The 18,795-nt window shown below is 54.0% G+C and carries 16 protein-coding genes; 9 read left to right on the top strand and 7 right to left on the bottom strand.

Annotation, left to right across the window (positions count from 1 at the left end):
• Window positions 1–209 precede the first annotated feature (209 nt).
• The 3 genes from ACN085_RS08010 to nhaA (ACN085_RS08000) all read right to left on the bottom strand — a co-directional run bounded on the left by ACN085_RS08010 (window position 210) and on the right by nhaA (ACN085_RS08000) (window position 4,964).
• Window positions 210–1,760 carry an alanine/glycine:cation symporter family protein gene (locus ACN085_RS08010; RefSeq protein ID WP_419104983.1) on the bottom strand — a complete coding sequence of 517 codons (1,551 nt, stop codon included), beginning with the start codon at window positions 1,758–1,760 and terminating at the stop codon, window positions 210–212.
• Window positions 1,761–2,064: 304 nt separating this feature from the next.
• Entirely contained in the window at window positions 2,065–3,426 is a 1,362-nt protein-coding gene (gene nhaA / locus ACN085_RS08005) for a Na+/H+ antiporter NhaA (RefSeq protein WP_419111180.1), read from the bottom strand.
• 188 nt (window positions 3,427–3,614) lie between these two features.
• Window positions 3,615–4,964 (bottom strand): Na+/H+ antiporter NhaA, encoded by a 1,350-nt coding sequence (gene nhaA, locus ACN085_RS08000; protein ID WP_419111179.1) that lies wholly within the window; start codon window positions 4,962–4,964, stop codon window positions 3,615–3,617.
• A gap of 320 nt (window positions 4,965–5,284) precedes the next feature.
• Here nhaA (ACN085_RS08000) and ACN085_RS07995 point away from each other — a divergent pair, with 320 nt between their 5' ends.
• From ACN085_RS07995 to ACN085_RS07985, 3 genes are all read left to right on the top strand, one after another.
• Window positions 5,285–5,815, top strand: a complete 531-nt coding sequence (locus tag ACN085_RS07995) for a MarR family winged helix-turn-helix transcriptional regulator (protein WP_419100341.1) — start codon at window positions 5,285–5,287, stop codon at window positions 5,813–5,815.
• Between the two features lie 780 nt (window positions 5,816–6,595).
• Complete coding sequence (locus tag ACN085_RS07990; protein ID WP_419100340.1) at window positions 6,596–7,228, top strand: superoxide dismutase; 633 nt, start codon at window positions 6,596–6,598, stop codon at window positions 7,226–7,228.
• 165 nt (window positions 7,229–7,393) lie between these two features.
• A complete protein-coding gene (locus ACN085_RS07985; RefSeq protein ID WP_419104982.1) occupies window positions 7,394–8,317 on the top strand; it encodes a thermonuclease family protein in 924 nt (307 codons plus the stop codon).
• A 40-nt stretch (window positions 8,318–8,357) separates the two neighbouring features.
• Here ACN085_RS07985 and ACN085_RS07980 read toward each other — a convergent pair whose 3' ends face one another.
• Entirely contained in the window at window positions 8,358–9,218 is an 861-nt protein-coding gene (locus tag ACN085_RS07980) for a thermonuclease family protein (RefSeq protein WP_419104981.1), read from the bottom strand.
• Window positions 9,215–10,045 (bottom strand): NUDIX hydrolase, encoded by an 831-nt coding sequence (locus tag ACN085_RS07975; protein WP_419100337.1) that lies wholly within the window; start codon window positions 10,043–10,045, stop codon window positions 9,215–9,217. Before ACN085_RS07975 ends, ACN085_RS07980 begins: the two co-directional genes overlap by 4 nt.
• Before the next feature lie 368 nt (window positions 10,046–10,413).
• Here ACN085_RS07975 and ACN085_RS07970 point away from each other — a divergent pair, with 368 nt between their 5' ends.
• Window positions 10,414–11,613, top strand: a complete 1,200-nt coding sequence (locus ACN085_RS07970) for a hypothetical protein (RefSeq protein ID WP_419111178.1) — start codon at window positions 10,414–10,416, stop codon at window positions 11,611–11,613.
• A gap of 91 nt (window positions 11,614–11,704) precedes the next feature.
• Here the strand turns inward: ACN085_RS07970 and ACN085_RS07965 are convergent, their stop codons facing one another.
• Window positions 11,705–12,025, bottom strand: a complete 321-nt coding sequence (locus ACN085_RS07965; RefSeq protein WP_419100331.1) for a putative quinol monooxygenase — start codon at window positions 12,023–12,025, stop codon at window positions 11,705–11,707.
• Between the two features lie 196 nt (window positions 12,026–12,221).
• Between ACN085_RS07965 and ACN085_RS07960 the strand changes: the two genes are divergently transcribed.
• From ACN085_RS07960 to ACN085_RS07945, 4 genes are all read left to right on the top strand, one after another.
• Window positions 12,222–12,434: a helix-turn-helix transcriptional regulator gene (locus ACN085_RS07960; protein WP_419111177.1), complete on the top strand. Its 213-nt coding sequence runs from the start codon at window positions 12,222–12,224 to the stop codon at window positions 12,432–12,434.
• A gap of 6 nt (window positions 12,435–12,440) precedes the next feature.
• A complete protein-coding gene (locus ACN085_RS07955) occupies window positions 12,441–12,926 on the top strand; it encodes a hypothetical protein (RefSeq protein WP_419111176.1) in 486 nt (161 codons plus the stop codon).
• A gap of 377 nt (window positions 12,927–13,303) precedes the next feature.
• Window positions 13,304–14,800 (top strand): hypothetical protein, encoded by a 1,497-nt coding sequence (locus ACN085_RS07950; protein WP_419111175.1) that lies wholly within the window; start codon window positions 13,304–13,306, stop codon window positions 14,798–14,800.
• 4 nt (window positions 14,801–14,804) lie between these two features.
• Window positions 14,805–15,671, top strand: coding sequence for a hypothetical protein (locus ACN085_RS07945; protein ID WP_419111174.1), 867 nt, complete (start codon window positions 14,805–14,807; stop codon window positions 15,669–15,671).
• A 14-nt stretch (window positions 15,672–15,685) separates the two neighbouring features.
• Here ACN085_RS07945 and ACN085_RS07940 read toward each other — a convergent pair whose 3' ends face one another.
• A complete protein-coding gene (locus ACN085_RS07940) occupies window positions 15,686–17,158 on the bottom strand; it encodes a hypothetical protein (RefSeq protein WP_419111173.1) in 1,473 nt (490 codons plus the stop codon).
• A 544-nt stretch (window positions 17,159–17,702) separates the two neighbouring features.
• Here ACN085_RS07940 and ACN085_RS07935 point away from each other — a divergent pair.
• Window positions 17,703–18,764: a zinc-dependent alcohol dehydrogenase family protein gene (locus tag ACN085_RS07935; protein WP_419111172.1), complete on the top strand. Its 1,062-nt coding sequence runs from the start codon at window positions 17,703–17,705 to the stop codon at window positions 18,762–18,764.
• Window positions 18,765–18,795 lie beyond the last annotated feature (31 nt).

Genomic DNA, 18,795 nt, shown 5'->3' with positions numbered 1-18,795 from the left:
CCACACCCCGCAGCTCAGGGGAGGTGACGTACAGGTGGATAGCTGGGTGGGGCCTTCAGACGGTAGATAAGAATAAACAAAGTCTCAGTATAGGACTCAATTACCTTAAAGACGAAAGGACCGGCTCAATCAGAGGGTGCACTTTATGCTCTTGTCTCTGACCTGCCGGTCCTTTGTCATGGCTCTAACCCCTACAGGGTATAGCCTGTCTACTTGCGCCTTGCCGCTTGTTTTTCAAGCTGTAGACGGTCGTAGTTTTCCCAGTAGCTACGCTGGGTCAGCTGGTCTGTGCCATCCCAGGCATCCAGGTTCTTGATCTCGGGCAGATCACTGGCTTGGAAGACAGGTTCCAGACCGGCCTTGCGCTGAGCCTCATAGTTGCGAAGTAGCTTCATGACGTTGGGCATGAGCAGGCAGACAGCGGTTAGGTTGACAATGACCATGCCGCCGTTGAGTAGGTCAGCTAGGTTCCAGAGCAGATCCAGTGATGCAATGGCACCGAAGAAGACGAAGCCGATGACAATCACACGGAAGATATTCATGGGCAGGTGCTTCTCAGTCACAAAACGGATGTTGGATTCACCGTAGTAGTAGTTACCGATAATTGATGAGAAAGCGAAGAGAGCGATAGCCACAGTCAGGAAGTGAACGGCCCAGCCTCCCAGGTGGGTGGAGAGCGCGGTCTGAGTGAGGGTACCTGCCTGGCTACGGTCCCCGTAGGGAACGTTGCCCGCAACCAGTACGATAAAGGCGGTCACCGAGCAGACCAGAACGGTATCGAAGTAGACACCCAGAGACTGAACAAAGCCCTGCTTAGCGGGGTGGGAAACAGAGGCGGTTGCGCCGGCATTGGGGGCTGTACCCATACCTGCTTCGTTGGAGAGTAGGCCTCGGCGCATGCCCTGGGTAATCACACCGATGACGCTGCCGGTGACAAATTCACGGATACCAAAGGCACCGGTAATGATTTCAGCAATAACATCGGGTACGGCACCAATGTTGAGCACAACTACAATCAGACCCAGCACCAGGTAGAGCACGGCCATGAAGGGCACGAGAATTTCGGTGACCGATGAGATGGCGCGGATACCGCCGAAGATGATGAAAGCAGAGAGCAGGGCGATCACTGCACCAATCGCGATACGGAAGCCCATACCGTTGGTTTCAGCAATATCAACGTTAAAAGAGCCCGCTACGGCACCGACAATCGCGTTGGTCTGAACGGCAACAAAGACGAAAGCGTAGGTGATAACAATGAAAGCAACAAAGATCAGGCCGAGCCAGCGGGCGTTCAGGCCGCGAGCCATGTAGTAAGCAGGGCCACCGATATAGGAGTCCTCACCCTTACGTTTGTACAGCTGACCTAGGAGTGATTCTGCGAAAGCAGAAGCTGCGCCAACAGAGGCGATGACCCACATCCAGAAGACGGCACCGGGGCCGCCCATGGTGATAGCCAGGGCTACACCGACGATGTTACCGACACCTACTCGGGAGGCAGCTGAGACGGTGAAAGCTCGGAAGGCTGAGATGCTTTTCTTGCCGTTGTATTCGGTGCCTGCCGGATCCTTGAGGGTGCGGAACATCTCACCCAGGGACCGGAACTGAACGCCACGGGTTGCGATGGTAATGCCCAGACCTGCAAGGACCAGGGCATACATCAGGAAGTTGGTCCAGAGGGAATCTGAAATTGAGGTAATGACCTCTGTGGCCCCAGCGGTGGATTCATTAATCCAGTTCACTGCGTCGAGCAGAAAATCCATGCGTGCTCCAAATCGTTAAAGGGTACAACTGCTCTGATGTGTATGGGCTGGCAGCTGTCCCTGGTGGTTGACTACCTGTTGCGGCACGGGTGGGCAACAGGAGCGGGCTTTCACCTGCTGTATGGTGCGGTGAATACTCAGGTAATTCTCACAGGTCGTGCACCAATCTGCAAAATACCCGCAAGTGTGATGTTGCCGGGTCGCTGCTTGGCACAGCTGTCTCAGGGCCGGAAGCCCTAAAATTTAACCCCACCGACAGGCTAAGCCTTGGTATTGGCCTGGGCCCTGTCGGTGGGGTTCATTCTTACTTGGGGCTTGGCGCTGGTGCCTCGGTGTTGTCGCTGAAGACATCGGGGATGCCGTCGTGGTTGGCATCCAGGCTTTCTTTCTGCGCAATGAGCTTGTAGTTCTTATTGCGGATGGAAAGAATGATGGCTCCGAGAATAGCAGCAAGAAGCGAACCAATCATAATGCCAATTTTGGCGTCTTCCGTGTGCATGCTCCCCTCTTTAAAGGAGAGCTCGGCTACCAGCATGGAAACTGTAAAACCGATACCGCCGGTGACGGCTAGGCCTACAACATCAATCCATTTGATATCGGGGTCAAGATTGGCGCCGCGGAAGCGGGTAATCAACCAGGCTGTGCCTGTAATGCCTACGGTCTTTCCAAGAACAAGACCTAGCATGATGCCGATAGCTACAGAGTCAGCTAGTGCGGTGGTGAGTCCCTCCCAGCCGCCGATAGCGACACCAGCCGAGAAGAAGGCAAAGAGGGGTACACAGATGCCGGTGGATAGGGGGCGGAGGCGGTGTTCAAGGGTTTCAGCCAGGCTGGAATCTGCATCTACCTGATTGGCCTGAGCTGTCATCCGCACGGGTACGCAGAAACCGAGGATGACACCTGCGATGGTAGCGTGGATGCCTGATTCTAGGAAGAGAGCCCAGGTAATCAGACCCAGGGGGAGCAGAATTACCCAGGCCGCCCACCCTTTTTGGTGGAAAAGTTTCTCGTGCTTGTGGGTCAACCAGAAATATGCGCCAATAGGAATAATTGAGGCAATAAGGTACCAGGGGTGGAAATTGCTGGTGTAGAAGAGGGCGATAATGACGATGGCAATGAGATCATCAACGACAGCTAGGGTGAGCAAGAAGGTGCGCAGGGCGGCAGGAAGAAAAGTGCCTACCCCTGCAAGGACAGCTACCGCAAAAGCGATATCGGTAGCGGCGGGGATAGCCCAGCCACTTACTGCGCTTGGGCTGTTGTGATTGATAGCGAAGTAGATGATAGCCGGAGTCATGGCTCCACCGAAGGCTGCGGCTACGGGGACAATGGCCTTACCCGGATCACGCAGATCACCGACCACAAACTCTCTTTTAAGCTCCAAGCCGGTGAGGAAGAAGAAGACGGTGAGTAGCCCGTCTGCGGCCCAGAGATGGACGTTCATCATCAGGTGGCTAAAGCCCGGTATGGCTAGACCGATTTGGCTATCGCGGATGCTTTCATAGAAGTCGACTGCTTGGGTATTAGCCAGCACGATAGCTAGAACAGTGGCGGCAAGTAGAATGAACCCGCCCACTGACTCCTTGCGTATGATCTCTGAGATGCGACTTGTTTCGGCGTAGGATCCGCGTGAAAAAAGAGGATCTGTCTGAGGCGTTTGGGACATGCCTCTCCTTCTGTCGGGTGGGTTTCTCGTCGGTTTAGTTTCCATTATGCTCCCTAAGGCTGTTTCCAGCCTGTAGCTAAGGTGCAGAACTGTAAAATAAGCCTACGAAATTATCCCAGGGACTGAAAACCGCCCCCTGCGTCTTGTGGAGAGGGGGCGGTCGATGAAGAGGTGGGCCAGGCTTCTTGTTACTGGGAGTCTTGAACCCTGGCGCTGTCATCGCTAAAGACATCGGGGATGCCGTCCTGGTTTTCATCCAGGCTTTCCTTCACTTCAACCTGCTTGTAATGCTTATTACGGAGTGACAGGATGGTTGCCCCACCTAGGGCGGCACCTACGGAAGCGGTCAAGATAGCAACCTTGGCGGCATCGTTGTGGGGGGAGCCCAGGCCGAAGGACAGCTCAGCAATAAGCAGGGAGACGGTAAAGCCAATCCCGGCCAGAGTTGCAACGCCTATAACGTCAATCCAGGCAATGTCTGGATCCAGATTGGCATGGCGTAGGCGGGTCACCAGCCAGGTGGAGGCGGTAATGCCGATCATCTTGCCTAAGATCAGGGCGGCAATGATGCCGTAGGCAATGGGTTCGCTGACCGCGTCCATAAAGCCCTGGACACCACCGATAGCTACACCTGCTGAGAAGAAGGCAAAGACGGGGACACAAAAGCCTGCGGAGAAGGGGCGGATACGGTGCTCCATGACCTCGGCTAGGCCGTGGTCGGCATCGGCGGCCTCGGTGCGCTTGTTATGGCGCACGGGAATCATAAAGGCTAGGATAACGCCGGCGATGGTGGCGTGAATACCAGAGTTGAGGAAGAGTACCCAGGTCACGAAACCGATGGGAAGTAGGATTAGCCAGCTTGCGGTAGGGGAGAGATGGAAGAGCTTTTCGCCCTTGCGAGCAATCAGGGCGTAGAGGGCAATCGGAATGATGGACAGTGCCAGGTAGCCGATTTGCAGGTCGCTGGTGTAGAAGATGGCAATAATCGTGATGGCAATGAGGTCATCGACTACGGCCAGGGTGAGCAGGAAAGTACGCAGCGCGCTGGGCAGGTGTGAGCCGATAACGGCGAGGACGGCTACTGCAAAGGCGATATCGGTTGCCGCAGGGATAGCCCAGCCCCCGATTGCCTCATCGCTACCTCGCAGGTTAATAACGGTGTAGATAATAGCGGGTAGAGCGACACCGCCTGCTGCGGCCACAATGGGGACGAGGGCTTTGCCGGGGTTGCGTAAATCGCCTTCGACAAACTCTTTTTTGAGTTCAAGGCCGACTAGGAAGAAGAAGACAGCTAGCAGGCCGTCGGCGGCCCAGTGTCCGATGGAAAGCTTAAGGTGCAGGCCCCAGAAGTCGGCACCCAGGTAGGTATCGCGCAGGCCAAAGTAGTGTTCGGCGGCAGCTGAGTTGGCAAAGATGAGGGCCGCAATAGTTGCGACCAGCAAAATGATGCCGCCGGTAGATTCCTTGGAAAGAATCTCGGAGACACGCTGAGACTCCCTGTAGGAGCCGCGCGATAGGACGGTGTTTTCTGAGGACATAGGGCTAACCTTTGGGGTCGATGACAGATATATCACCGCTGATTTCTACCTACCAAGGGGAGTGAAGCGATAGACAGCTTCGCCTTGTGAGCTCGCCTGGTGTTGAGAGAGTCAGCGAGCCGACCAGTCTTCCCGGCACACCTTTAGTGATTAAGCCTATCAAATGGTGGAGCGGGGTAAAAGCTTGGTGATGGCGGTGGTGCCGGTCATGCTCATGGGGTGAGCAACACATTGAGCACGGGTTGGCTAGAGCGGGCCCATCTTTCAATGAAACTATAGACTTGTTGAATAGATGATTCTGCTGATTACCTTGAGGAACCATGAGCACAGAAAACTCCACGCCTGTTGGTGTTGATACCACCCGCTGGTTATCTGAAGAAGAACGTGAAGGCTGGCTGTTTATATCGTCCATGATGTTTAAATTGCCGGGGCAACTGGAAAGTCAGCTTCATAAGGACTCGGGGCTGAGCTTCGTGGAGTATATGGTCTTGGCCATGCTCTCAGAATCCAAGCAACATAAGCTCACTATGACCGAGCTGGCTTGCCAGACAAACACTCTTCTACCGCGCCTTTCTCGCGTGGTGACCCGCTTAGAAAAGTGGGGTTTTGTAGATCGCAGCATCTGGGAAAAGGATCGCCGCGTGTCTATCTGTCACCTTTTGCCTGCCGGTCTGGACAAGGTGCAGGAGGCCGCGCCGGGGCATGTTGAGGCCGTTCGGAGTATCATTTTTGACCGGCTCAATGCCCGCCAGGTCAAGTCACTTGCCAAGATCGGTGAGGCCGTTCTGGGTGATAAGCCCAGTGCCGTCATCAACGTAGCGAATATTTCTTCTCTTGATGAGGATGAATAGTCTCACCTGTCGGACATCATAGAGACTTTTAAAATATAAAGAACCTGCCCCACCGCACACAGTGGTGGGGCAGGTTCTTTGTGCGTGTGAAAACTTATAGTTTTTATCCACAGGTCTTATCCACAGTGTTAATAAGTTCCAGGGGTGTGATTACAAGCTTGTTATTTTGAGGGATCGGGTTCAGTACTTTTTGAACCGTGACCCTCTGCTCCGTGCAGAATCAGGGGCACCTTGTGCTGCCCATGAGGTCACTCATGCGCCAACCATAAGATCTTGGGCTGCCGCCTACCCCTTTTATCCCCACCTGTGGATAAGTCTGTGAACAATTTCCACTTAAGGTGGGGAAATCGCTAAAAGCCTGGGGAAAAACCCTCTCTAGAGCCTTAATGACCATGCTTTTCGTGGCCTTTTAACGCTTTGTCCACAGGCTTTCTCCACAAGTGGAACCCCCAGGGACAGTCTAGCTCTTCGAATAACACCCTTGTATTTTCGAAGATTGAGGGCCTAATGCTTACCCCTGTGGGTGGTGTGGTATCGAATATCTTCGAAACTCACGCTCCTGTAATTCGAATATCCCCAGTTTTATCCCCACCTGTGGATAACTTTATATCCTGGCCGGTGGAGAATTGTGGATAACTGCTTCCACGGGGCTCCCCTAGCATCAGCCCAGGAGCAATCCCGCAGACAGATAGGAGCCGCCCCGTGACCGCTTGGCCCCGAGTGTGTAGAGTTAAACCCAGAAAGACCCTAAGACAGGGCCTTTAACGAAAGGAACACACCATGGCAGAGAAGTACGCTCTTCCTGAACTCGACTATGACTATGCGGCGCTAGAACCCCACATCTCAGCACGCATCATGGAGCTACACCACTCCAAGCACCACGCCACCTACGTTGCTGGAGCCAATACCGCCATCGAGAAGATGGAAGAAGCCCGCGCAAACGGCGACTTCGCCAACATCGGCAAGCTCTCCAAGGACCTGGCCTTCAACCTGGGCGGCCACACCAACCACTCCATCTTCTGGAAGAACCTCTCACCCGAGGGTGGCGACAAGCCCACCGGCGAACTGGCCGCAGCAATCGACAACGACTTCGGTTCCTTCGACGGCTTCCGTGCCCACTTCGAGAACGTAGCCCTCACCATCCAGGGCTCTGGCTGGGCAATCCTGGCCTGGGACACCGTCGGTAAGCGCCTGGTCATCGAACAACTCTACGATCAGCAGGGCAACATCTCCGTAGCCCTCATCCCCGTCCTGCAGCTGGACATGTGGGAGCACGCCTTCTACCTGGACTACCAGAACGTCAAGGGCGACTATGTCAAGGCATTCTGGAACATCGTCAACTGGGCAGACGTTGCAGCACGCTTGGACCGCGCTGTATCCCAGACCAAGGGCCTCATCATCCCCGAAGCTTAAGCCCAAGAAACTAGGCTCAAGCAGGCACCCGCGCCCCTCCCTGACCGGGGAAGAGCGCGGGTGCCTTCGTCATCTGCGGGCCAGACAAGCCGGTCGCGGCACAAGAAGGACGGAACCGCCCCACCCGCTGGCTGCTATGGTCTTCAACCCTAAGGAGTAAAACCCATGCGCCCACACCGCTACACCACACCCATGACGGCTCTGGCCCTCGGTGCGCTCACTTTTACCGGCTGCGGTCTGCTGGGCGGTGGCCAGGAAGAACCAGCTGAAACCACCCCAACTGCCACCCCCACCGAAGACCTCACCAGCGCTCGCATTATCTCGGTAAAAGATGCAGATACCATTGTGGTGGACCGTGATGGCGCCACTGTAATCGTTGACCTGATGAACCTAGCCACCCCTCAGACCAGGCACGACAACCCCGATATACACTGCCTGGCAGAAGAATCCACCGACTACCTCACCCGTATGCTGCCGGTGGGCTCACCTGTGGAACTAACCTACGATACCGCCCTAGGAACCGGCACCAGGCCCAGCCCCACCGAGTCAGCAGCTACCGAGCCACCGCCCACTGTCACAGCCGGGGTCACCCTACCTAACGGCAAACTGGTCAACGCTGAGATAGCCAGAGCGGGCTACGGGGTGGCAACCCATGACGGTGCTAGCCTCTACTACGATCAGGTCAGCCAAGCCCAAGACGAAGCCGACCAGAAACAAGCAGGCCTCTACAGCAGGGATATGGCCTGCACCCTGCCAGCTCAGCTCAAGACCGCGACCAATAACCTCACCGGGGCACAGGGGCTAGACCTCAAAGACCCTCTGGAAGAGGCAACCCAGCTCACTGGAACTCTCGCAGGCTACGAGAAAAACCCCGACCTGCCTCTGCTTGCCTCCATCGTTGAAACCCAGTCTGTCAAAACCCAAAGAGCGGCCCTCACCCGTGCCCACGAAAGCAAAAGGGTTGCTTACACTGTTGCCGAAGAGGCTGAACGGGAGCAGAAAGCTAAAGAAGCCAGCGCCTCCCCGCCCCCTAGCGCTAGGGACCAGGGCAAAAAATCAGCCTCCGGTGAGCCCTCACCCAAAAAGTGAGGCCACCGGAGGCCAAGAAAAAGTAGTAAAGCTGTAGGTTTTAGGAGCCGGGACGTGCCGGGGTGCTTTGCACCCCGGACTTCTTCTGCTGGTTTACACTGGTGCCATTCTGTGGATAGAAATCATCACCGAGGGTCTGCTCCAAATCTGTCAGTTGCTTGGAGACAGAATCCAGAGTGACGATAGAGCCCACCCATTGGGCCGGTGACTTAACCTGATCCTTGAGTTCCCGGTAGAAAGCAGAGGCATCTTTGTAGATTTTTTGACGTTCTGCCTCCTTCTGCTGGTCCTCAGCAGAGGCGTCCTGGCCGGTATTGACCTCCCAGGTTTTGGCGTCGTCAACAGCCTTCTTCTGCTCCTGGATCAGCGCGGGGATAGCGCATTTAAGGTCGCGGGAATAAAGGCCCAGGCCCTCGTTGGCGGCATCCTGTTGGGCTTGAGAAATCTCGGGGTAGAACTTATCGCTGGCAGTGGAGAAAGTTGTGGCTACCATACCGGCTCGTGCCATATCCCGGTTGATGAAAGCGTCACCCGAGTAAACAGCGGCCTCAACATAGCCGGTCTTGCCGCGCTGGTTCTCATCAAATTTGAGCGTCACCTGGCTGTTGGCAGGTAGTTTCTCTGCAAGAAGGGCTTTTGACTCATCGACCAGGCAGTCACTAGAAAGTGCCAGCCCGTTGGGGGAAGGCGCAGCAAGATTAACTAGACGGACCTGCTTTTTAAGACCCTCGATCTCTGCGGTAAAGGTGTTCGCTGATTCAACGGAAACAACGGTAACGGTCATACCGTCCGTGTAACTGATCGTGGGAGAAGACGTCGCCGTGCTGTTGGCTTGATCGTTCTGGCCGCAACCGGTCAGAACAAGCAGTGCACTAGCGACTAGGGGGATAAGACGCTTCATGAAAGGGTGCCTTCCTGGGCTTTATAAGCGGCCTCGCGGTACATGCCCAAGGGGCCTTGATCCGCAAATGCGCGCGAATGGTTATAACGGTAAAGACGCGGCGGGCGGTGGCGGGTTCCCTCAACCCGCTTGCCGGTGTCAATGATTGATTTTGAGGCCGCAATTTGCCGGCGGAAGTTAGCCGGGTCTAGGGGGCGCCCCAGGATAGCTTCGTAGACCTCACGCAACTGGGCAAGAGTGAATTCTTCCCCCAGGAAAGAATGTGCGATACGGGAATACTCCACCTTATTCTGCAAACGGTAGAGGGCGTATTCAACGATTTCATTGTGGTCAAAAGCAAGAATGGGGAGCTCATCGATGGGGAACCACCGAATGTTCTCGTGGACGCGGGTGCGCTTGACCTCGGTCTGGGGGATAGAGGCCCAGTAGATGATAGAAACTACCCGCTCGTGGGCGTCCTCTTCGGCGGGTACGGGGAGTGACCCGCCCTCACGCATAATCTTGTAATCGGGGGTGCGGTGTACGTCGCCAAAGGCGTAGAGCTGTTCAAGATAGCCCGGTACCAGCCCCGTTGCGCGCTTGAGAGTGGACCCTGCGGCTTCTTCGAGCGAGAGCTCCGGGTGTAAGGGCCCACCGGGTAGAGCCCACTGGCCCTTGTAGGGTTCGCGTAGACGGCGTACAAGCGGTAACCAGAGGGAGTGGTGGCTTTGGCCCTCCTTGCGGCGCAAGGCCAAAATCACTGTAGAAACAGCAAGCGAAACCGAGGTGTGATCGGCATCGAGGTGCTCTTCATGGTGGCTCTGGGCAGCTGGCTCAGGCAAGGTCATAGGGTTCCCCACGGTTAGCGATGGTCTTGTCTCCTACATTCTAGTCAAGAAAAAGGGGCAGAGTTCGTGCGGGAACGGAAGAGCAACCTTTCGCGGGGCTTCTTCAAGCGCGGTGGGCTCTGCAAGCTACCGGTCTTGAATCGGTAGCTGGGTACATCATTAATTGGTTTTGGGGAAGAAATGTACTTATGGAAAGGCGCAATCGGAGGGCGAGTTCACTGCCAGCCGGGGAGCTGCATCAGGGTTGTGTGAAGCAGATACATATAATTATTATTAATTTATAATCCGCATTGTTTTATCGTGGTGAATTTTCTGGGGAAGGTACTCCACTAAATAATGGGGACAGGTATCAACAAAGAAGTTGAGAAATGATGAAAAAAATAAAATTATTTTCTTGTCTTTCAGTCATTGCCCTCCTGACTGGGTGTGGCCTGTTCTCACCGACCATGCCCCAGTATTCGCCTCAGGAACAACTGTCCGATGGGGCTTTCGCCGTGTATCTCGCGGGGCGGTATGACTCGCCGCTGTCGCAAAATCCTGGGAGCGGGATCCTCTTTTACCACCCCGAAAAACAGGAGTGGTCGCGGCTGGACCTTAAAGGTCTGGACGGTGGGGCCCTTAGTTTTGATGGTCAAGAGCTTCACTACAAAGATAAGGTGAACGACTACATCTTGAGCGCCGACGGGGTAAAAACCATAGAGCACCCCCAACAAGAAATGCTTACTATCTCTGAACAGATACCCCTACCCGGTGAAGGAACTGGATCTATCGCCCTTGTAAATTCAGGGAACCCCACCCAAATTATCACCGTACAGGGCCAAGAACGCACCCTCCACGAGGTACCTGATTCTCTTTCCATGATGGCGACCTGCCCCGACGGTACGGTGTGGGCTATGGGCCAAAGCGGGGAGATGAAGGCAGACCCCGTTGAATCAGCGTACCCACCGGATCGGCTTTATAAGCTCTACCCAGAGTTCTCAGCTACCCCCGTCGCCGAATATAAGAGTGAGCAGCCGGCGAACACTACCCAGCATTTTGTCTGCTCTGACAATGTCATCTACTACATTATTGACAGCATCACCCCGCCTGCTGAGGGCCTGGCCTACGCTGGCCCCGAGCACTACACTGGGTCAAAGCTGGTCTCCTATGACACGCAGACCGGCGAGTATCGGGAGCAGGACATAAGCGGGGACCTGGCCACCCGCCTAAATGACCAGATGTGGAGCCCCACCCTCTCACCGCTCTATCTATACGATGGGCACCTGTGGTGGGTATCGGGGTACGGCAAAGTGGTGAAAACCGACCTGGCAACCGCCCAGAACACGGTAGCTTTCGACCTGGGTGACTTCGAGCCGAGTAAGGATATCGGCTACCTGGTGCAAGAAGATAAATACCTCTTCCGCTTTATATTAGACCTTTCGGGGGAGACCACCATCTACCGCTACAACCTAGAGACTGAGCAGCTAGAATCACGCGCTACCGTACCTGGTGTGGGTGATGCGACCCCCAGCGACCAGCACCCTTTTACCGTTGAGGTCCTGGACCTTGAAGCACTGCTTAAGCTGTGACGCCTGCGCCCAGTAATCTTCTGACGGAGCCAGGTCAAAAGGGGCGGCCACATGCGGTGGCCGCCCCTTGCCTGTGTTGGGGTGTGCTGGATTAATCGATAGTGAGTTCGCCCATGCGGTCCCAATCATTGCCCTCAATGAGGCGGGAGATAATCTTGGGGGTCTCGGCCAGCCAGGGGCGCATACTCTCCATGCCCTTGGCGAAGTGCTCGGACTTAACGTGGGCTTCTGCTGCGTCGTCCTTGAAGGCTTCGACCAGGACTACCTCGTTGGGGTTCTCAACGCTCAGGGACCATTCGTACCACTTGTTGCCCGGCTCTGCGCGGGTGGCCAGGGTGAAGTCGCGGGCGGCTTCTAGGAATTCTTCACGCTTGCCGTCTTTAACCTGGAATTTAACCACAATAAAAATCATGCTCGGCTGTCCTTTGCTTGATGGTGTCTTGCACCTTTAACCCTAGATCTACTGGGTATCTGGCTCAAGCCTTAACCCGGGGTGTGGGGAAAGGCTACAGGCGCTGAGGGAGCCCGCCACCTCTCAGTCAAAGATAGTTGTTCTTATGTAAAGAATAGTTTACATTTAAGGGGAGGCCTCAACCCGAAAGAACACTATGACACCACAACCAAGCACCAACCTGGTGCGAAAGTACCGGCGGTGGAAGGAACTATCGCAGGCAGAACTTGCCCAACGGGCAGGGGTGTCCCGCCAGACCATCGCCAATATTGAAAAGGGCAACTATGCTCCCTCGGTCTACCTAGCCCTGATGATCTCAAAGATTCTGGGCAGGTCGGTGGAGGACATCTTTGACCCCCCGAGAAGGTGACTAAACATGAGTATCAACCAGAGAATCTTGGACCGCTATGACGCATCCATGGATGATGAATTTGAGCGGCAGGCCCTCTATAGGGCTATCGCAATTTCCTATGCCTGGGTCATCAACTTAATGTTTGGGGCTTGCGCAGTTCTGGCCTGGGTCTTGCCCGGTTGGTATGCCATGTGGGCTGTGCTCCCCATGGGGGTGCTTATCTTCTCAATGACGATCAGAGACTTCTGGCTACGTCAGCACGCTCCCAGGCCTCGAATTACCCCATACTCAAAAGTTGGGTTGGTGTTCGCCCTTGTGGTTTCCATCCTCATGATGAGCGGAATCTACCGCAACATTCTGGGGCTTGTAGACCCCGATATGTCACGCGGAATGATTGTTGGTGGTGTAGTGGGCGCGACAGCTAGCCTCTTCATACTGCGTGATATTTCTACCAAGCAACGCCAGCGTGACCGCCAACGCCTGGATGCCCAACTAGGAGAGGACGACTAGCTGGAAACATGTGCGCTTAGAGTGTGGGCGTAGATGCATAACGCAATAATGAGTCATACGAACCAGGGGTGACTCTTTTAGCGCGCTAAACTGGGGTAGACCTGTACCTGACGAAAGCTACCGTAGTGCGCAAACCACGCCCCTACCTGGCCGTTCTTACGAGCCTTCTAACCATACTTATTCTTGCGATAACGGTGGTATGGATAGTGGCCAGTCCAGATTCCCGCACCTCTTTGAATGCGCTTGTTCTTATCTTTCCTGCGGTGTTTATTCTCGGTGCTACTTCGTGGTGGCAGTGGAGCATTTACACGCGGAAAGCTCAGCGCTATAGGCGGTGGGTTTGTATTAAGCGTTCTCTTGCGAGGGTTGTCCTAGACATGGACAGCTTTGAGGTAACCTACGAAACTATTCCTGTGGAATTACGTCTCGCAGACCTAGAGGTAGCGTGGGACTCTCTCCAAAACCTTGCCTACAGCATGCTCAAACATCAGGAATATGTTGAAACCTTGCCTATAGCCAGCGACCTCTTAGGCAATGAACTCACTGAGTATGAGAGCGGAATAGCACGATTAGAGGATTTAGCGCAGGGGCTTATGGGATCAGGGGCGATATGGATATCAGGCGATACAGCACAATCGGTCTTTGACACTTTACTCCGGCCAATTACCCTGCTTGTTCGTGAACAACTTTTCTACATAGAGGACATTCCGGGCGAGTATATGCAACAGGAATGGGCAACGGAACTCCGTAGGGCTTATGGGGTACTTGTCTCATTAGCTGATGAGGGTCTCACATCAGGCTTTCCGCCCCACCAACAGCCCAACAATATGAACCCAGGTAGCCAGGCTTTACCGCGTACACAGCAAGAGGCTGATCTAGTTACCCTCCGGCATCACCTTGTGAAATGGAAAGAAGCTGAAGGGGCAGTCTATGGGGCCGCGCAGAAGATATATAGGGGGCTTAGTGCTGCCAGAAACCCCGAAGAAGTATCCTATTACCCTGTTCCCGTACCACCGCAGGGGGCCAGCTTATTGACCCTGAGAAAGGCCCTTGGCCTGCCCGTTGATGTGAAGACCAGTGTCGAATACATGCTCCAACGGTCTACTGCTCTGTCCTACTCATACATCAGAACAGACTGGCGGCCAAAAGCTCTATGGCCAGCACCTAGACAAAAAATAGGTACATTCCGTTTGCTCAAAGCCCAAAGAGACTATGCGCGGCAGCTTCTCACCCAACCGGATACTCTCAAAGCTCATTCAATCCTTAGTCGGCTGGACCAAATTGTCACAGAAGCAACATACACGGATAGTGGTGCTCCCAGGAAGGCGCTAACGGTTGGTATCGCGGGTGGAATAGGCCTGGGTTTAGTTACTCTCTGGTTTTTTGTGAGTTCTATTAACTTTGTCAGTAGTGCGCACACTGCTCTCAACCTACTGCTCATTGTTCCAACATCTTTTATGCTTGGCTTCACGATACTTTTTATACCGTGCGCTATGGTAGCCCTTTATCTTTCGTGGAAAAAAGCCGTGAACCGGGGCGCCTTAGCAACAATCGGACTGCAGAGTAAGCGCGTGAAAGCCCTACGTTCCCAGCTTGAAACGTTCATGATTAATCTGGACGGTACAAGGCTCAATAAACTTATTATCGAACATTCACAGTCTGCCTATTCTTCACTGTCTCAACGACTTTATGAGAGAGCATTAGCCCTGGCGCTTCGGGATGTAGAAGAACTTGAACGGAATACCGGAATGGGTCTTGCCCTGGGCTATGAAGACCGGCTTATTGAAGAGACATCTCAGCTCATTGCTTTCCTTCACGAATACAATCAGGATTTAGAGCCGGCAGATACCTCTCAAAGCATGAGGAATAGCTGAAACCATGAAAAAGATAGGCTTTAGCTCATCCAGCGGAGTACTGGCAGCTATCGTAGTTGTTTTTGTGGCGCTATCTACCGCACTAATCTATGTTCTGCTTGGGGTTATGAACAGAGAATCGGCTACAGATAATTCTGTTCAATCAGGCCAGGCATACACTTCCCGGAGTATGGACTCAAATGTCTCTGCAGAATCCCCCGCTATCTCGGAGGCAACGACACCGTCCGTCCCCCAACCTTTGGACCCTCAACCTGTCTCGGTAGCTGACCTGGAGGACGGCGGAGCAGAGTATTCTGGCACCGGCAACAATGACTTCCGTATTAAAGATCCCAGCGGTGACCAAAGCACTATATGGGTAGAGGTTGAATACGAGCCTGCCCATGCCCAAGATACGGTACGCATATTTTTAGAGAGCCGGCTGGTATCGGACGATTTACTGTGGGGATACGGAACAATAGATATCCCTAAAGCTGGCACGTATTCTCTACTCGTAAATCCCTACCTTCCGCCGTTAAAAGACATCGATAGGGGTATAAACGCCCTCAGAATCGAGACTCAAGGACGCTGGCAGGTGAGGGTTCATCCGGCATCTCAGATACCCATTCATGGCCTTAACGAACCGATACAGGGGTTAGGGCACCAAGCCTTCCGGATTCCGCCTGGTGCAACCGCAGTAGATATTAGCTACTCCACTGATAAGCCGTCCGAAGATCGCCTAGGCCTTGCGCTTTATACAGCAGGGCCTTTTGGCTCTACCGAACGCTCGATAATCCCCCCATCATCTGCGGACCGGACAGAATCCATCGAGCTTTCCGATGCAGAATATGTATCTGTCCAAGCCGAGTCAGAGTGGACTCTAACCTTTAGATAGGCTTGCGGAAAATCTTATTGAGGCACATACACAGACCAGCTACTGGCTAGGGGAGTCCGAACATCAATATAGAGTGGTTCCGCGGGGAGATCCACAGATATTTTGGTACTTGAGAGATCTGAGGCGAAGACCGTTTGTGACCGATAGTGCCCTGTTCCATCCGGACGGTAGAAAGTTATCGAGGCCTCCTCAAATCCCCAGCTCACCTGCACTTCTCGGTAAAACTCAAGTTTTGCCTCGGTTCCTCCAGACCAGAAGAAGACCCCTGCACCGTCTCCTCTTCTGCCGTAAAATGCATCTCCCGGTTTAATCTCAGGCGCTGCATCAAGAGGGTAGGCTTTGACCTGCCAGCTTTCCTGGTTTTGGGTCAAGACCTCCAGGCGGTTTACGGGATCTGAGGTCATATTGACAAGGTCATATACGGTTCCGTCGTGACCGAACTCTTTAGCGCGAATTGCCCCAGGCTCATCAAGGTCCTTATCGGGGTTGGTTACCGCAAATTTTTGAGCTTCGGAGAAATCAATAGCTTCCGGCCCGTATTTCGGGTATCGGTTTCTTCTTTTCGTATCTTCTGTGGGTGCGGTCGTATACGTCAGAATCATAGGATTCGTATTTTCAAGTGTAAAAATCTGCGATCTGTCTGACGCTGCGATTTCCTGGCCCCCATCGTGGAGGAACTTATACGGCTGAGCATTGAGTGCCCCGATTGGAGAAATAGCCTCATGGTTAAAGCCTATCCACCACTCGTAGCCTTGGCCGTCTACCGTAACAAACCACGGGGAAGACGGTATTTTAAAATCGGTGTCTTGGGCTGGTAAGGCGGAGGTAAAAACCTGCGTCGGCTGTATATCTTCTCTGCCGAGCTGATCGGGGACAGTAACACTAAAAGGGCTCAAAGATTGTGCAGATACTTCTGACTGTGGCGCGTATACAAGGTGCGCTCCTTGAATCTGCTGCAAAATAAAGGCCTGCTGCCCTGTTCCGGCTAGCTGACTGATGGAATCATACAAGGGGGCATCAGAAACCGGATGCACTGTAATCTTCCATTCCCCACGAGTGCTTACCTGAACCTTCTGACTGCTTTTGCTGACATTAGCATCTAGCCAGATTGATCCCTTCACCGGTTCCTCCTGCTTATTAGCTGAAGCGGTGACATTAATATACTGCTCCTGGCTCCCACCCAGAAAAGTTACCTCAGGGTCCTTGGTATCAGAGGGGATAATTTCATACTCAACCCAGGCAGGTTCAACTGGTCCATCGGGGCGGGAAAGATCGAGGAGAGCCTCACCGGTTCCTGATAACTCTTGAGTTGAGGTTATGGTGGGTGAGTTGCTACCTACCTCACTATAGTTTTGGTAGAGAGTGTGGGCTGGCCAAGTGGCCGTATTAGAGAAATCAACTGTCTTATTGTGACCGTTCCAGAAGCTGAGGGTGTCGAGGGCTTGAACGTACTCAGGAGAAAGGATCTCGTCAACACCATTACCCAAAGTTGCAAAAGCGACTACAGCTGTACTCAAGGTTATGGAGCCAGCCGTAATGATAGAGGAGTAGGCTCCGAAGCGCCTAGATTTTTGTTGCTTCCGGGGTGTGGAACCGTAGTCTGGTAGGTTTTTGTTACGCTCGCTTGAGCGAGACTGGTCAACGCTTGGAACCCACAGCTGCCAGCCGGGAGGAACGGTACCCCATGAAGGGTGAGGCTCCCAGCCCTCCGGCGGCACCCAGCCTTCGGGGAATCGTGGCCAGTTGGGTGGAGGGTTAAACCGTGACAACGTAAATACCGGGCCTTTCGATAAGACTAATTCCCTCATTCTCCCATGAACTTGCGCGGTTTAAATTTTATTGTATCGCCATCTTATATAGCTATTTATAGTGCGCCCTACCTTGTGAATGGGCGTCAATCTTCTCTTGAGTGTTCTTTGGGTGAAGACCTCCTTAACGGAGCCGTGTTTTTTGAAGGCCCCGAAACCTTACCCGTATGATGGTGATTGGGAGCACATTCCTACCCCCCCATAAATATTCAAAGGAGAACCCATGAAAGCCCTCGTCTACCACGGCCCCGGCAAGCGCAGCTGGGAAGAAGTACCCGACCCCACCATCATTGAACCTACTGACGTCATCGCACGAGTAGATACCACCACCATCTGCGGAACCGACCTGCACATTCTCAAAGGCGACGTACCCGCCGTCGAGCCCGGTCGAATCCTAGGCCATGAAGCTGTAGGAACCATCACCGAGGTCGGCTCCGCCGTCACAGAGCTCAAAGTCGGGGACCGCGTTATCATCCCCGCCGTCACCAACTGCGGCAAGTGCTCCTACTGCAAGAAGGGCCAGTACTCCCACTGCCAGACCGTGGGCGGTATCGGCTGGATCTTTGGGCACCTGATCGATGGCACTCAGGCTGAGTATGTCCGCGTACCCTACGCAGAGACCTCCCTCTACCGGGTTCCCGAAGGCCTGGCGGATGACCAAGTACTCTTCCTGACCGATGCCCTGCCCACCGGTTTTGAAATTGGAATCCTCAACGGCAACACCAAGCCCGGTGACACCGTGGCTGTTGTTGGTGCTGGTCCCGTTGGTCTGGGCGCGATCATGACCGCTAACCTGGCCGGTGCCGGTACCGTTATTACCGTGGACATGGATGAAAACCGTATGGACACCGCCCTAGAACTGGGGGCAACCCATAAGGTTAATGCTTCAGAGCCCGATGCTGTCGAAAAAATCAAGGCTCTATCCCCAGATGGCCTAGGCGTGGACGTTGCTGTTGAAGCCGTGGGTGTACCCGCAACCTTTAAAACCTGCACCGAAATCGTACGGCCCTACGGCACAATCGCTAACGCCGGCGTCCACGGTAAGGCTGTGGAACTACCCATCCAGGACATGTGGATCTCCAACGTCTGCATCAACATGGGCCTGGTTAACTGCAATACCGTGGAAAACCTGCTCAACATGGTGCGCTCAGGTCGCCTGAACGCTAAGGCTATGGCCACCCATTACTTCACCTTTGACCAGTTCGAAGAAGCCTACGACCTCTTTGCTCATGCCGCAGAGAACAAGGTCGTCAAGGTTGTCATCTCCCGTGAAGCCTTGAAATAACAGTTCACCGGGTGTCTGTAGCTCATGGCTA

It is taken from the genome of Rothia sp. P4278 (genome assembly GCF_048512945.1).
Taxonomy (GTDB): domain Bacteria; phylum Actinomycetota; class Actinomycetes; order Actinomycetales; family Micrococcaceae; genus Rothia.
The sequence above is the reverse complement of the archived record's forward strand: the minus strand, read 5'-3'. Positions and strand labels throughout refer to the sequence as shown.

What these genes read in the sequence shown, in the direction of transcription:
- ACN085_RS08010 (WP_419104983.1), bottom strand. Translation starts at nt 1,760, where the DNA reads ATGGATTTTCTGCTCGACGCAGTGAACTGGATTAATGAATCCACCGCT.
- nhaA (WP_419111180.1), bottom strand. Translation starts at nt 3,426, where the DNA reads ATGTCCCAAACGCCTCAGACAGATCCTCTTTTTTCACGCGGATCCTAC.
- nhaA (WP_419111179.1), bottom strand. Translation starts at nt 4,964, where the DNA reads ATGTCCTCAGAAAACACCGTCCTATCGCGCGGCTCCTACAGGGAGTCT.
- ACN085_RS07995 (WP_419100341.1), top strand. Translation starts at nt 5,285, where the DNA reads ATGAGCACAGAAAACTCCACGCCTGTTGGTGTTGATACCACCCGCTGG.
- ACN085_RS07990 (WP_419100340.1), top strand. Translation starts at nt 6,596, where the DNA reads ATGGCAGAGAAGTACGCTCTTCCTGAACTCGACTATGACTATGCGGCG.
- ACN085_RS07985 (WP_419104982.1), top strand. Translation starts at nt 7,394, where the DNA reads ATGCGCCCACACCGCTACACCACACCCATGACGGCTCTGGCCCTCGGT.
- ACN085_RS07980 (WP_419104981.1), bottom strand. Translation starts at nt 9,218, where the DNA reads ATGAAGCGTCTTATCCCCCTAGTCGCTAGTGCACTGCTTGTTCTGACC.
- ACN085_RS07975 (WP_419100337.1), bottom strand. Translation starts at nt 10,045, where the DNA reads ATGACCTTGCCTGAGCCAGCTGCCCAGAGCCACCATGAAGAGCACCTC.
- ACN085_RS07970 (WP_419111178.1), top strand. Translation starts at nt 10,414, where the DNA reads ATGATGAAAAAAATAAAATTATTTTCTTGTCTTTCAGTCATTGCCCTC.
- ACN085_RS07965 (WP_419100331.1), bottom strand. Translation starts at nt 12,025, where the DNA reads ATGATTTTTATTGTGGTTAAATTCCAGGTTAAAGACGGCAAGCGTGAA.
- ACN085_RS07960 (WP_419111177.1), top strand. Translation starts at nt 12,222, where the DNA reads ATGACACCACAACCAAGCACCAACCTGGTGCGAAAGTACCGGCGGTGG.
- ACN085_RS07955 (WP_419111176.1), top strand. Translation starts at nt 12,441, where the DNA reads ATGAGTATCAACCAGAGAATCTTGGACCGCTATGACGCATCCATGGAT.
- ACN085_RS07950 (WP_419111175.1), top strand. Translation starts at nt 13,304, where the DNA reads ATGGACAGCTTTGAGGTAACCTACGAAACTATTCCTGTGGAATTACGT.
- ACN085_RS07945 (WP_419111174.1), top strand. Translation starts at nt 14,805, where the DNA reads ATGAAAAAGATAGGCTTTAGCTCATCCAGCGGAGTACTGGCAGCTATC.
- ACN085_RS07935 (WP_419111172.1), top strand. Translation starts at nt 17,703, where the DNA reads ATGAAAGCCCTCGTCTACCACGGCCCCGGCAAGCGCAGCTGGGAAGAA.